At 70.7% G+C, this 13,196-nt stretch carries 11 protein-coding genes; 7 read left to right on the forward strand and 4 right to left on the reverse strand.

What is annotated here, in order from left to right; translation table 11 throughout:
• Positions 1-229 precede the first annotated feature (229 nt).
• Positions 230-874, reverse strand: a complete 645-nt coding sequence (locus ACR9Y5_RS03245) for an HAD family hydrolase (protein ID WP_481296619.1) — start codon at positions 872-874, stop codon at positions 230-232.
• Positions 875-1,316: 442 nt separating this feature from the next.
• On the opposite strand from ACR9Y5_RS03245, the gene ACR9Y5_RS03250 reads away from it, so the two are divergent.
• Genes ACR9Y5_RS03250 through ACR9Y5_RS03260 form a run of 3 tightly spaced genes read left to right on the forward strand, consistent with a single transcriptional unit; the run spans position 1,317 to position 3,703 of the window.
• Entirely contained in the window at positions 1,317-3,062 is a 1,746-nt protein-coding gene (locus tag ACR9Y5_RS03250) for an MFS transporter (RefSeq protein WP_481296620.1), read from the forward strand.
• Complete coding sequence (locus ACR9Y5_RS03255) at positions 3,046-3,522, forward strand: MarR family winged helix-turn-helix transcriptional regulator (protein ID WP_481296621.1); 477 nt, start codon at positions 3,046-3,048, stop codon at positions 3,520-3,522. Before ACR9Y5_RS03250 ends, ACR9Y5_RS03255 begins: the two co-directional genes overlap by 17 nt.
• Before the next feature lie 52 nt (positions 3,523-3,574).
• Positions 3,575-3,703 (forward strand): hypothetical protein, encoded by a 129-nt coding sequence (locus tag ACR9Y5_RS03260; RefSeq protein WP_481296622.1) that lies wholly within the window; start codon positions 3,575-3,577, stop codon positions 3,701-3,703.
• Positions 3,704-3,857: 154 nt separating this feature from the next.
• Here the strand turns inward: ACR9Y5_RS03260 and ACR9Y5_RS03265 are convergent, their stop codons facing one another.
• Positions 3,858-4,718, reverse strand: a complete 861-nt coding sequence (locus tag ACR9Y5_RS03265) for an EamA family transporter (RefSeq protein ID WP_481296623.1) — start codon at positions 4,716-4,718, stop codon at positions 3,858-3,860.
• Positions 4,718-5,281 carry a dihydrofolate reductase family protein gene (locus ACR9Y5_RS03270; protein ID WP_481296624.1) on the reverse strand — a complete coding sequence of 188 codons (564 nt, stop codon included), beginning with the start codon at positions 5,279-5,281 and terminating at the stop codon, positions 4,718-4,720. The genes ACR9Y5_RS03265 and ACR9Y5_RS03270 overlap by 1 nt, the downstream gene beginning before the upstream one ends.
• A 98-nt stretch (positions 5,282-5,379) precedes the next feature.
• On the opposite strand from ACR9Y5_RS03270, the gene recQ reads away from it, so the two are divergent.
• The 3 genes from recQ to ACR9Y5_RS03285 all read left to right on the forward strand — a co-directional run bounded on the left by recQ (position 5,380) and on the right by ACR9Y5_RS03285 (position 11,038).
• The gene (gene recQ / locus ACR9Y5_RS03275; RefSeq protein WP_481296625.1) at positions 5,380-7,401 is read left to right on the forward strand and encodes a DNA helicase RecQ; all 2,022 of its coding nucleotides are present in this window, start codon (positions 5,380-5,382) and stop codon (positions 7,399-7,401) included.
• A gap of 797 nt (positions 7,402-8,198) precedes the next feature.
• Complete coding sequence (locus ACR9Y5_RS03280) at positions 8,199-8,684, forward strand: DapH/DapD/GlmU-related protein (RefSeq protein ID WP_481296626.1); 486 nt, start codon at positions 8,199-8,201, stop codon at positions 8,682-8,684.
• A 257-nt stretch (positions 8,685-8,941) separates the two neighbouring features.
• Complete coding sequence (locus tag ACR9Y5_RS03285) at positions 8,942-11,038, forward strand: acyl-CoA dehydrogenase family protein (protein ID WP_481296627.1); 2,097 nt, start codon at positions 8,942-8,944, stop codon at positions 11,036-11,038.
• Between the two features lie 150 nt (positions 11,039-11,188).
• Here the strand turns inward: ACR9Y5_RS03285 and ACR9Y5_RS03290 are convergent, their stop codons facing one another.
• Positions 11,189-12,193 (reverse strand): malate dehydrogenase, encoded by a 1,005-nt coding sequence (locus ACR9Y5_RS03290; protein ID WP_481296628.1) that lies wholly within the window; start codon positions 12,191-12,193, stop codon positions 11,189-11,191.
• A gap of 77 nt (positions 12,194-12,270) precedes the next feature.
• Between ACR9Y5_RS03290 and ypfJ the strand changes: the two genes are divergently transcribed.
• Positions 12,271-13,158 (forward strand): KPN_02809 family neutral zinc metallopeptidase, encoded by an 888-nt coding sequence (gene ypfJ, locus ACR9Y5_RS03295; RefSeq protein WP_481296629.1) that lies wholly within the window; start codon positions 12,271-12,273, stop codon positions 13,156-13,158.
• Positions 13,159-13,196 lie beyond the last annotated feature (38 nt).

A 13,196-nucleotide genomic window follows, 5' to 3' on the forward strand; every position in this document is an offset into this window, starting at 1 on the left:
CGAGAAGGAAGGCGACCGTGCACCCAACAGCAAGGATCCATCGTCTGCTGCGCCGTCGAGGTCCCTTTAGCCGAACCTCCTGCTCCACGCTCACAAGCTTGCACGCTAGCGGTGGCGACACCTGGTGCTGGCCCGTCACGGCGACGTTGGGCGAAAGCCGGTCGTCTATTGGACACCGATTCAGATCGCGCAGCCCGTCCCGGATCGGGGATCGACTTCCGAACGCGGTCTAGAAATTCGATGCCCGCCTGCCGGCCAACGCTTCGGTGACATCCGCCAGAGATTCGAGTCGAAGGTCTGCCAAGCCCACCTCGGGGCGTTGGGCGTGGATGAATCCCCAGGGGCCGCGTTTGATGAAGGCAGTGCGCATGCCCGCTTCGCGTGCAGGCAGGACGTCATTGTCGAGGCGATCGCCAACGTAGAGGATCTCCTCAGGGGCGAGGCGAGCCTCCCTCACCAGCCGCGCGAAGAACTCGGCCGAGGGCTTTTCGACACCCCACGCCGCGGACGACGCAAGGAAGTCCGGCGAGAAGCCCACCGTCCGCAGTTGCGCCTCTACTCCCGCGGGCTGGTTTCCCGCGATACCGACGACTAGACCGTGGTCGGCGGCCGCTCGGAGGCATGCGAGCGCATCAGGGTAAAGGTCTGCTTGCTCGATCATTGCGGGCACTGCCGGCTTCTCAACACCGAGGAGCGACCAGAGCTGACGGTGGTCCTCCCCGCGCTCGATCAGCGCACCGAGCAGCCCCATGAGGGTGAACGCGGTCACGCCCGCAGCCGCTGCCTGGGCGGACCAGGAGCGCGTTTCGTCGACGAGCGTCTCGCCAACGTCGAAGACGATGCCGTGGACACCTGCGGGCAGTTTGATGGGCACGAGTGAATCCTTCCGCGCAGAAAAGCGCTGTTCCGTAAGCCGGTCGATCAACGGGACACCCGCGCCGGCCTCACCCTAACGCGCCGGATCGCGTACTTCGAAGAGCAGGGCGATTCCCGTAAGATCCGCCCGCAAATATGCCCGGTGGTGGTACCTCAAACGCTCCAGTTCGGACCATGCTCTGCCTCTCCACCGATGCTCAAGATCTCAGTTCGCAGGTCAATGTCTCTGCAGTCGCTCGGCGTCGATGACGAGAATGTCAACCGACGCGGAAATCTCCATGGGACGGGTTGAGTGCCAACTTAAGTTGGTGCTGTCCTAACTAATTCGCGAACTGTCATCAGCTCGCAGACGGGAATGCCGGCGCCCCCCGACGGTTATATAGTTAGCGCATATAAACAATCGACTCCACGTACTGGCACGCACACCGACAAGGACTCCCGTGGCTCGCACCGGCATCTTCACCAAGGACCACCCGCACTACCGCTGGGTGGCGCTCTCGAACACCACCCTCGGCATGCTCATGGCGACGATCAACTCGTCGATCGTCATCATCTCGCTGCCCGCCATCTTCACCGGCGTCAAGCTGAACCCGCTCGAGCCCGGCAACGTCTCCTACCTGCTCTGGATGCTGATGGGCTACATGCTCGTCACCGCCGTGCTCGTCGTGATGTTCGGCCGGATGGGCGACCAGTTCGGCCGCGTGCGCATCTACAACCTCGGCTTCGTCATCTTCACGCTCGCCGCGATCGCGCTCTGCCTCGACCCGTTCACGGGTGGACCGGGGGCGCTCTGGCTGATCGCCTGGCGGTTCGTGCAGGGCATCGGCGGCGCCATGCTGTTCGCCAACTCGACCGCCATCCTCACCGACGCGTTCCCGGCGAACAAGCGCGGTTTCGCGCTGGGCCTCAACCAGGTCGCCGCGATCGCCGGAAGCTTCATCGGCCTCATCCTCGGCGGCGTGCTCGCCGAGATCGATTGGCGGGCCGTGTTCTTCGTCTCCGTGCCGTTCGGCGTCATCGGCACCATCTGGTCCATCAAGTCGCTGCACGAGGTCGGCCAGAAGAACCCGGGCCGCATCGACTGGCTGGGCAACGCGACGTTCGGCATCGGGCTCATCGCCCTGCTCACCGGGATCACCTACGGCATCCAGCCCTACGGCGGGTCCAGCCAGGGCTGGGGCAACCCGTGGGTGCTCGGCGCGATCATCGGCGGACTCGTGCTGCTCGCCCTCTTCGTCGTGGTCGAGCTGAAGGTGCCCGCGCCGATGTTCGACATGCGGCTGTTCCGCATCCGGGCGTTCTCGTCCGGCATCTTCGCCGGCTTCCTCGCCGCGATCGGCCGCGGCGGTCTGCAGTTCATGCTGATCATCTGGCTGCAGGGCATCTGGCTGCCGCTGCACGGCTACAGCTACGAGTCGACGCCGCTGTGGGCGGGCATCTACATGCTCCCGATCACGATCGGCTTCCTCATCGCCGGACCGATCTCCGGCGCGCTCTCCGACCGGTTCGGCTCGCGCGCCTTCGCGACGGTGGGCCTGTTGCTCGTGGCGGCGACCTTCGTGGGCCTGCTGCTCATCCCCGTGAACTTCGAGTACTGGCAGTTCGCCGTGCTGACCGGCCTGAACGGCATCGGCTCCGGTCTGTTCTCGTCGCCCAACCGCACGGCGATCATGAACAGCGTGCCCGCGAACGAACGCGGCGCGGCGTCCGGGATGGCCGGCGTCGCCCTGAACGCGGGAAGCTCGCTCTCCATCGGTATCTTCTTCTCGCTGATGATCGCGGGGCTCTCGGTGGCGCTCCCGTCCGCCCTGACGAACGGCCTGACCTCGCACGGCGTCCCGTCGAACATCGCCGCGCAGGTCGGCAACACCCCGCCGGTGGGCTCGCTGTTCGCCGCGTTCCTGGGCTACAACCCCATCCAGAGCCTGCTGGGCCCGACCGGCATCCTCACCGCTCCGCACGTCGACGGCGCCACGCTGACCGGCAAGGAGTTCTTCCCGCAGCTGATCTCGGGACCGTTCCACGACGGACTCGTGGTCGTCTTCCTCGCCGCCGCCGTCATGAGCGTCATCGGCGCCGTCGCTTCCTTCCTGGGCGGGGGCAAGTATGTTCATGAGGAGGCCGCCGCGGTTCCGACGCGGCAGGCCACTGAGGAAGGCGAGGAAGTCGGTGCCCAGCGCGCATGAAGCTGACGAGCGGCCGGCGGCCGGACGCGACGACGATGTCCCCGGCCGCCTGGCCCTGGCCGTGGGGCGGCTGAACCGCCGCATCCGGTCGTCCACGGGAGGGCTCAGCCACGGGCAGCTCTCCGCCCTGTCCACCGTCGTGCGCAGCGGTCCGCTCAGGCCCAGCGAACTCGCCGCCATCGAGGTGGCGGCAGCGCCGACGATCACCAGGATCGTCGCGGAACTGGAGGCGCGCGGCCTCGTCGAGCGGACGCCCGACCCCGAGGACCGCCGCTCCCTTTTCGTCTCCGGCACGGAAGCGGGACGCGCCCTGCTCCTGGAGGCGCGCTCGGACCGGGCCCGCGCGGTCGCGGACGTGCTCGGCGAGCTCAGCCCGGACCAGGTGGACGCGATCCGCGCGGCACTCCCCGCGCTTGAGCAGGCCGCGCAGGTGGCGCCGCCCGCCGCATCCACCCTCTGAGGTCGAGCTCGCCTCAGGGGCGCCCGCGAGGAGGCCGCGCGGGCACGACAGGGTGCGCACCCGTCTGGCCTGCCGCTCGGCGGCGATCGCCAGGATGCGCGAGCGCTGCGCGTACCAGCCGATCACGAGCAGCGGGATGATCACGACGAGCGATGCGACCGCCCACGTGCCCATCGGGTAGTCGAACGCCATCAGCACCAGCACCGCGACGAGGAACGCGAGCGTGAGCCACGCCGTGAACGGGGAGCTGAACGGGCGGAACGACGGCCGCCGCGCCCTTCACCGCGACGACCAGCGCGCCGCAGCACCCGGGCCCTGGCGCGTCGACTCGGCGCTCAGGCGACGGAGAGCAGCGCGGCAGCGACGACGGCCAGCACGAGCCCCGCCCACTGCAGCGGCGCCACGCGCTCCCGCAGCACCACGGCGGCGAGCAGGATGGTGCCCGCCGGATACAGCGCGACCAGGACCGACATCGTGGTCAGGTCGCCCAGCCGCAGTCCGAGCAGGATGAGCAGGTTGGCAGACGCGTCGAGGGCTCCGCCGGCGACCGCGATGGCCGTGCCGCGCGCGTCGAGCCGCGCGCCGGCCGCCGCTCGACGCCGGCTCCGCAGCACGAGCAGGGCCACGACCGACCACATCACGGCTCCGTTCACCGCACGGTTCGCGATCAGCGGCACGACCCCCGAATCCGCGGGCGTCTGGTCGAGCAGGATGAGGAACACGCCGATCATCGCGCCGGCTCCCACCGCCATGAGCAGTGCGCGGAGGCTCGGGCGGACGGCGCCCCTCTCGGGGACGAAGCCCACGAGCACCACCGCGACCAGCGCCATCCCGAGCGCGACGTATCCGAGCACACCGAAGCGGTCGCCGCCCAGGAGGCCCCAGGCCATCGGCACGAGGGCCGACACCAGGGCGGTCAGCGGCGACAGGATGCTCATCGGGCCGAGCGCGAGGCAGGCGTACAGCAGACCGACCGCGACCGAGCCGACCACGCCCGACAGTGCGCCCCAGCCGAGCGCGGCCGGAGACCAGACGCCGCCGGCCAGCGGCAGCGCGAGCAGCAGCAGGAGGAGCCCGCTGATCGCGCCGACGGCTGTGGTGCGCACCGGGCCGATGCGCCGGGCGGCCACGCCGCCGAGGAAGTCGGCGGAACCGTAGACGATGGCGCTGAGCAGCCCGAGGACTGCGGCCGGCATCAGCTCCCGGCCAGACGATACGTGTGCAGCACGGCCCCGCCGGCGAACCGGTCGAGGGCGGCGAGTTCGAACGTCCACTTCTCGTGGTCGTCGGGGAAGATGCGCAGGCCGCCTCCGACCATCACCGGGTAGGTGAGAAGGCGCAGCTCGTCGACGAGCCCCCACACCAGCAGAGACCGCACAAGGGATGCGCTGCCCGCCACGAGGATCGGGTCGCCCTCGCCCTCCTTCAGAGCCGAGACGGCGGCGCGGACGGGCGGCTCCAGAGCGGTCGCGTTCCAGGTGAGTTCGCTCGGCCGGGAGGTGACGACGGACTTCGGCATGGCGTTCATCTTGTCGGCGAACTCGCCGTCGCGCGGCGGCCAGGCGTCGGCGAACTGCTCGTAGGTGCGGCGTCCCAGCAGCAGGGACTCGGCCTCGAGCACCTCCCGCAGCTTGAACGCGCGGAGGTCCTCGGTGCTGAACGGGATGGTCCAGCCGGAGTGCGGGTGCGTGGGCTCTCCGCCCGGAGCCTCGACGACGCCGTCGAGGGTCATGAACTCGGTCACGATGAGCCGCCGCATGTGGGCGATGGTACCGGAGCCGGGGTGTGGACGGGCGGGTTCTCCACAGATCCGCCGGCGCCGGGGGAGCCGTCAGGGGCCGCCGTTACGATCGATGCATGAGCGACACTTCCGGCTGGGTCCCCGACGACAGGGATGCGCCTCCTCTCGACGAGGAGCCGCCCTTCCCCGAGTACGACGACCCGTATGCGGGTGCTTCGCCGGTGGCTGCCGGGGTTGCTCCGGGTGTTGCTCCGGGTGTTGCTCCGGCAGCGCCGGCCGTTCGGGCCACTCCGCCGCGCTTCGGCACGGCGCACGACGCGTTGCGCACGGTGTTCGGCTACGACACCTTCCGCGGTCAGCAGCAGGAGATCATCGAGCGCGTGGCCGGTGGCGGCGACGCGGTCGTGCTCATGCCGACCGGCGGCGGCAAGAGCCTCTGCTACCAGATCCCGTCGCTGCTGCGCGAGGGAACGGGCGTGGTCGTCTCCCCGCTCATCGCCCTCATGCAAGACCAGGTGGATGCGCTCATCGCCGTCGGCGTGCGCGCCGCGTTCCTGAACTCCACGCAAGACGGCGCAGCCCGTGCGGCGGTCGAGCGGGCGTACCTCGGCGGCGAGCTCGACATCCTCTACGTCGCCCCGGAGCGCCTGTCGTCGGAGTCCACCAAGCGCTTCCTCGAGCGCGGCCGCATCGCGCTGTTCGCCATCGACGAGGCGCACTGCGTCTCGCAGTGGGGGCACGACTTCCGTCCCGACTACCTGGCGCTCTCCGAACTCGCCGACCGCTGGCCGGACGTCCCGCGCATCGCCCTGACGGCCACCGCGACGGAGGCCACCCACCGCGAGCTGACCTCGCGCCTGCGGCTCGAGGGCGCGGAGCACTACGTCTCCGACTTCGACCGTCCGAACATCCAGTACCGCATCGTGCCCAAGGCCGAGCCGCGCAAGCAGCTGCTCGACTTCATCACTCGCGAGCACCCGGGCGACGCCGGGATCGTCTACGCGCTGTCGCGCAACTCGGTGGAGAAGACGGCCGAGTTCCTCTCGTCGCGCGGCCTGACCGCGCTGCCGTATCACGCCGGTCTCGACGCGTCGGTGCGCGCGGCCACCCAGTCGCGCTTCCTGCGCGAGGAGGGCGTGATCGTCGTGGCGACCATCGCCTTCGGCATGGGGATCGACAAGCCCGACGTGCGCTTCGTCGCCCACATCGACCTGCCCAAGTCGGTCGAGGGCTACTACCAGGAGACCGGCCGTGCCGGGCGCGACGGCCTGCCGTCCACGGCGTGGCTGGCGTACGGCCTGCAAGACGTGGTGCAGCAGCGCCGCATGATCGACGACTCCCCGGGTGACCTCGCGCACCGCCGCCGGATGACGCAGCACCTGGATGCGATGCTCGCCCTCTGCGAGACGGTCCAGTGCCGCCGCGTCAACCTGCTCGGCTACTTCGGCCAGAACTCCTCCCCGTGCGGCAACTGCGACACCTGCCTGACCCCGCCGGAGAGCTGGGACGGCACCATCCCCGCCCAGAAGCTGCTGTCGACGGTGGTCCGCCTGAAGCGCGAGCGCAACCAGCGGTTCGGGGCGAGCCATCTGATCGACATCCTGCGCGGCAAGCGCACCGCCCGGGTCGAGCAGTACGGCCACGACGCCCTCGCCACCTGGTCGATCGGCGACGACCTGTCCGAGAGCCAGTGGCGCGGGGTGGCCCGGCAGCTGATCGCCCAGGAGCTCCTCAAGCCTGAGGGCGAGTACGGCGTGCTCACGATCACTCCGGCGAGCGCCGAGGTGCTCTCCGGCGCCCGTCCCGTGATCCTGCGCACCGAGCCCGAGCGACCGGAACGCGCCGCCCGCTCCTCGCGCAGCGCCGCATCCTCGGCCGACGCCGCTCTGTCGCCCGCAGACGCGGACCTGTTCGAGGCGCTCCGCACCTGGCGCGCCGCCCAGGCTCGCGAGCAGTCGGTCCCCGCCTACATCGTCTTCTCCGACGCGACCCTCCGCGCGGTGGCGGCCGCCCGCCCCGCCACGCCTTCGGACCTCGACGGCATCCCCGGCATCGGAGCGAAGAAGCGCGAGGCGTACGGCGAGGCGTTGCTCGCGGTGGTCGCGGCGGCAGGCGCCGCCGCTCCGGTCGCGGGGTAGGGGCCGCAGCCCGGCGCAGCTCGGCGCAGCCCGGCGCAGCCCGGCGTCGGAGAGTCGTCCACCTTATGAATCGAGGGCTTGCGTCGGAGATAAGGACGACTCCCGCCCCATCTCTCCTGCTGGCGCGTTGCGTCGGAGAATCGGCCGCCCCCTCCCGCGGAGGCCCTTATGTCGGAGATCTGCGGCGGTGTGTCGGAGATCCGGTCGAATGCGCCTCGAATCTCCTTCCCCAGAGCGTTCTGTCGGAGATTTTGGCCCTGTTCTCCGACGCAAGCTGCAGCCGCGACGTGCCTCATCGGTCGGAGACTCCGCCGCCCGCCACGCCGGCCTCCCTCTGGCGTTTTGCCTCGGAGAGTCGGCCCCTGAACCGCGAAAAGCTCGGCGCCGGAGATCTGCGGCCGCGTGTCGGAGATCCGGTCGAGTGCACGTCGGTTTCTCCGTCCGGCGCCGTGTGTCGAAGAGTCGAGAACTGTTCTGCGACGCAAGCGGGATGACGGGTGCGGGTGAGGGACGCTGCGGCACGCGGTGCCGGTCGGCGACGACGAGAGGGCGCGCAGCCGCAGCCTCCGGGGCACGGTCGAACAGGCGGTAGACGGCAGCCGACGATCCGGTGGGCGGGCGCGCATCCCCCTCGGTCCGGGGTGTACCCCAACACGCATCCGGCCGTACCCCTTTGCGAACCGCGCAGCGCAGGGTACGTTGCGTGTTTCATGCGGGCGACCAGGGAATTCCTTGCGGCCGTCCGACGTTATGACATCGAACGATTACTGCGGCGATCTCGAAGGAGGAAGCAGGAGATGGCACGAATGATCGAGGAACTCGAGGACGAGACCGGCGCCGTCATCAAGTACAAGCGTCACGCGAACGGTCGGGGACTCGTGTCCCCGACGGCGCGGGTGGCCGACTCGGCCTACATCGAGCCCACGGCCTACGTGGAGGCGGATGCGCGTGTCGGGACCGACGCCTACGTCGGCGCGGGCAGCTGGATCGACAAGGGGGCGACGGTGGGCGACCGCACCTTCGTCGGTGCGAACGTGCACATCGGCGCGGGATGCGTGGTCGGCTCCGGCGTGAAGATCGGCAGCGGTGCGAAGCTCGGGGAGAACGCGATGGTCGGCAACGGCGCGCGCATCGAGCGCGACGCGCAGCTCGCCGCCGGTTCCGTCGTGGAGCTGAAGGGCGCGGCTGCGGCTCGCGCCGCACTCGCCACCCCGCTGCGGGCGCCCCGCCCGCAGCAGGGGCGCGACCTGCGGACCCCGCGGGCGCCCCGCCAGGCCGCCTAGCCGCTCGGCGCCGGGCCCCGGCGCCGGGACAGCGGATCGAAGCGCCGCTCCCCTCCCCGGGGGCGGCGCTTCTGCGTTCCCGGAGTGGGGCGGGGGTTGTCCCATCGCTACGAGGCCGAACACCCGCGTTTGGAGGTTCCCACAACGTGGGGGTTGGACGTCGCCCCGGCCCTTTGTAGGCGGCGCACCGACGTTTTCGTCTGTCACGGCGGTCGTCGTAGCGTGTCGTCATCCCGCGATTTTCTTGAGGAGAGGTCATGGTCGACACTGCCGAACGCGTCCCGAGCGCAACCTCCACCACCCCGGCCCCCGCCGTCCCCGAGCCCGCGCCTGTCGGCGTCGGCGCCGCCCCCCGTGTGGACGTGGAGGCGCTGGGCCGCCAGCTCCTCGGAGACTGGGCGGAGGCGCGGCTGGCGTCACGCCGGCTCGCGGGGCGTCCCGAGATGCAGAAGCAGGAGGGACTGTCCGTCGCCGAGCACCGGAAGCGGGTGTTCGAGCAGCTCAAGCTGCTGGTCGAGAACGGCCAGGTGCACCGCGCCTTCCCGAAGTCGGTCGGCGGCGAGGAGGACAACGGCGGCAACATCGCCGCGTTCGAGGAGCTCGTGGCGGCCGACCCGTCCCTCCAGATCAAGTCGGGCGTCCAGTGGGGCCTCTTCGGCGCCGCCGTGCTGCACCTCGGCACCGAGCGCCACCACAGCGCCTACCTGCCCGCGATCATGTCGCTGGAGGTGCCTGGCGCGTTCGCGATGACCGAGACCGGGCACGGCTCCGATGTCGCGAGCATCGGAACCACCGCCACCTACGACCCTGACACGCAGGAGTTCGTCATCGACACCCCGTTCCGCGGGGCGTGGAAGGACTACCTCGGCAACGCCGCGGTCGACGCGACCGCAGCGGTCGTGTTCGCTCAGCTCATCACGCAGAACGTGAACCATGGCGTGCACGCCTTCTACGTGCCGATCCGCGACGCCAACGGCGACTTCCTGCCCGGCGTGGGCGGTGAGGACGACGGCCAGAAGGGCGGGCTGAACGGCATCGACAACGGCCGGCTGCACTTCACCGGCGTCTGCATCCCGCGCACCGACCTCCTCAACCGCTACGGCGACGTGGCCGAGGACGGCACCTATACCTCGCCGATCGCGAGCCCCGGCCGCCGCTTCTTCACGATGCTCGGCACACTCGTGCAGGGTCGCGTCTCGCTCGACGGGTCGGCGACCATCGCATCCAAGATCGCCCTGAAGATCGCGATCACCTACGCGGACCAGCGCCGCCAGTTCACCGCCGGGAGCGACACGGACGAGGAGGTGCTGCTCGACTACCAGCGGCACCAGCGTCGCCTGCTGCCGCGCCTCGCGACGACGTACGCGGCGAGCTTCGCCCACGAGGTCTTCCTGCGCAAGTTCGACGACGTGTTCAGCGGTGTGGCCGATACGGACACCGACCGGCAGGACCTGGAGACGATCGCGGCCGCGCTCAAGCCGCTGAGCACGTGGCACGCGCTCGACACGCTGCAGGAGGCGCGCGAGGCGTGCGGCGGGTCCGGCTTCCTGACCGAGAACCGGCTCACGTCGCTCCGCCAGGACCTCGACATCTGGGTCACCTTCGAGGGCGACAACAACGTCCTGCTGCAGCTGGTCGCGAAGCGCCTGCTGACCGACTACAGCCGGAAGTTCGCGAAGGCCGACGTCGGTGCGCTCGCCCGGTACGTCGTCACCCAGGCGGCGGGCAAGGCCTACCACGGCAGCGGTCTGCGGAGCGTCGCGCAGACGGTCCGCGACTTCGGCTCGACCGCCCGCGCGGTCAACTGGCTTCAGGAGCCGTCCACTCAGCGCGAGCTGCTGACGGCGCGGGTCGAGACGATGATCGCGACGATCGCCGGACGCCTGCGCCCCGCATCCAAGCTGGGCAAGAAGGCGGCGGCCGACCTGTTCAACGCGCAGCAGAACGACCTGATCGAGGCCGCGCGCGCCCACGGCGAGCTGCTGCAGTGGGAGGCGTTCACGGACGCGCTCGAGGATGCGCCGGACGAGGGCACCAAGCAGGTGCTGACCTGGCTGCGCGACCTGTTCGGCTTCGGGCTGATCGAGAAGCACCTCGCCTGGTACCTGATCAACGGCCGGCTCTCGCCGCAGCGGGCGCAGGCCGTGTCGGCCTACATCGACCGGCTGCTCACGCGCATCCGTCCGCACGCCGTGGACCTGGTGGATGCGTTCGGCTACGGCCCCGAGCTGGTGCGCGCGAAGATCGCGTCCGGCGCCGAGGCGGAGCGCCAGGCCGAGGCCCGCGCGTACTACGCCGAGCGCCGCGCCGACGGCACCCTCCCGCCGCACGAGAAGTCGCAGAAGAAGCGCTGACCCCGCCGCCGGCGCCAAATCGCGCGCGTTCCCGCCCCGCGCGCGATTCGTGCCGAATGGTCGTTGTGGCCGCGCGAGAGCCTCGATTCGTGACGAATGTCGCTCGCCGCCGCGTGCGATGTGCACAAATCGTGAGCTCGCGAACGCGCGTCAGAGCAGGCCGAGGGCGCGCACCGCGTCGCGCTCGGCGACGAGTTCCGCCACCGACGCGTCGATGCGCTCGCGCGAGAAGGCGTCGATCGGGAGGCCGGGGACGATCCGCCACTCACCGCCCACCGAGCGCACCGGGAACGACGAGACCAGTCCCTCCGGCACCCCGTACGACCCGTCGGACACAACGCCGGCGCTCGTCCAGCGCTCGCCGGTTCCGTGCACCCAGTCGTGCACGTGGTCGATCGCGGCGCTCGCCGCCGACGCTGCGGACGACGACCCCCGCACCTCGATGATCTCGGCGCCGCGCTTCGCGACCCGCGGGATGTACTCGTCGACGAGCCAGCGCTCGTCCACCAGCTCCGTGGCGGGACGTCCATCCACGGTCGCGTGACTGAGGTCGGGGTACTGGCTGGCCGAGTGGTTCCCCCACACGATGACGCCCTCGACCGACCGGACGGGCACGCGCAGGTGCCGGGCGAGCTGCGCGACCGCGCGGTTGTGGTCCAGCCGGGTCATCGCGGTGAACCGCTCGCGCGGGACGTCCGGCGCGTGGGCGCTCGCGATGAGCGCGTTCGTGTTGGCCGGGTTTCCGACGACCAGTACCCGGACGTCGGAGGCCGCACCGGCATTGATCGCCTCCCCTTGCGGCCCGAAGATGCCGCCGTTGGCACGCAGCAGGTCGCTGCGCTCCATCCCGGGCCCGCGCGGGCGCGCACCCACCAGCAGGGCGACGCTGGTGCCGTCGAACGCCGCGCGGGCGTCGTCCGTCACGTCGACGGAGTGCAGCAGCGGGTACGCGCCGTCCTCCAGCTCGAGGGCGGTCCCTTCCGCCGAGCGCACCCCGGCCGGGATCTCCAGCAGCCGGAGGCGCACCGGCGTCTCGCGGCCGAGCAACTGGCCGGACGCGATCCGGAACAGCAGCGCATAGCCGATCTGGCCGCCCGCCCCTGTCACGGTCACGGTGACGGGCGTGGGGGACGCGGACGGGGTGGATGCGCTCACGCCGCGAGCCTAAACCGCAGCCGGGTCGACCGCGCAAGCCCCGAGTCCCGCCGTCGCCCGCGGCGTACGGTGTGGCCATGACGTTCGATCCGAATGCCGACATCAGCGGCGGCAAGGTCCGCCGCCGTGGCCGCACCACCGGGATCGCCGCGGGAGGCGTCGGCCTCGGCGCGATCGCGGTCTTCCTCATCGCCCAGCTGCTCGGGGTGGACGTGAGCGGGCTGGTCGGGGGCGGCTCGGGCGGCGGGACGCAGCAGATCGGCACGGGCGACCAGGAGGTGGCCTGCAGCACGGGCGCCGAGGCGAACGCGAGCGTCGACTGCCGGATGAAGGGCGCGGCCGCCTCGCTCGACACGTACTGGTCGGACGAGCTGCCGCGCCTCGGCGGAGCCTACGAGTCGCCGCAGTTCATCCTGTTCACCGACCAGACGAGCACCGGATGCGGCGGGGCGACGAGCGCGGTGGGCCCGTTCTACTGTCCGCCCGACCGGACGCTGTACGTGGACACCGGCTTCTTCGACGAACTACGGTCGCGGTTCGGCGCGAGCGGCGGTCCGCTGGCCGAGATGTACGTCGTCGCGCACGAGTGGGGGCACCACATCCAGAACATCTCCGGGATCATGGACCAGCACACCAGCCGGCAGACCGGTCCGGCGTCGGACAGCGTGCGCACCGAGCTGCAGGCGGACTGTTTCGCGGGGAGCTGGGCGGGCGCGGCGTCGACGACGAAGGACGAGAACGGACGCACCTTCCTGGAGCCGATCACGGATGCGCAGATCGCCGACGCCCTGAGCGCCGCCGCCGCGGTCGGCGACGACCGCATCCAGAAGGCCGCCACGGGCCGGGTCGACCCGGAGGGGTGGACGCACGGCTCGGCGGACCAGCGTCAGCGCTGGTTCACCACCGGCTTCCGCCAGGGCGCCGCCGCCTGCGACACGTTCTCGGTTCCGGCGTCGCGCCTCTGATCGCCGGCAACGCGCGCGGGCGTCACGAACCGGTCGTC

The sequence above is a fragment of the Leifsonia sp. KNZ13-11D genome, from assembly GCF_056754895.1.

Bases quoted from the DNA above. Each gene is read 5' to 3' on its own strand.
- ACR9Y5_RS03265 (WP_481296623.1), bottom strand. From the start codon at position 4,718: ATGCCGGCCGCAGTCCTCGGGCTGCTCAGCGCCATCGTCTACGGTTCC.
- ACR9Y5_RS03270 (WP_481296624.1), bottom strand. From the start codon at position 5,281: ATGCGGCGGCTCATCGTGACCGAGTTCATGACCCTCGACGGCGTCGTC.
- recQ (WP_481296625.1), top strand. From the start codon at position 5,380: ATGAGCGACACTTCCGGCTGGGTCCCCGACGACAGGGATGCGCCTCCT.
- ACR9Y5_RS03280 (WP_481296626.1), top strand. From the start codon at position 8,199: ATGGCACGAATGATCGAGGAACTCGAGGACGAGACCGGCGCCGTCATC.
- ACR9Y5_RS03285 (WP_481296627.1), top strand. From the start codon at position 8,942: ATGGTCGACACTGCCGAACGCGTCCCGAGCGCAACCTCCACCACCCCG.
- ypfJ (WP_481296629.1), top strand. From the start codon at position 12,271: ATGACGTTCGATCCGAATGCCGACATCAGCGGCGGCAAGGTCCGCCGC.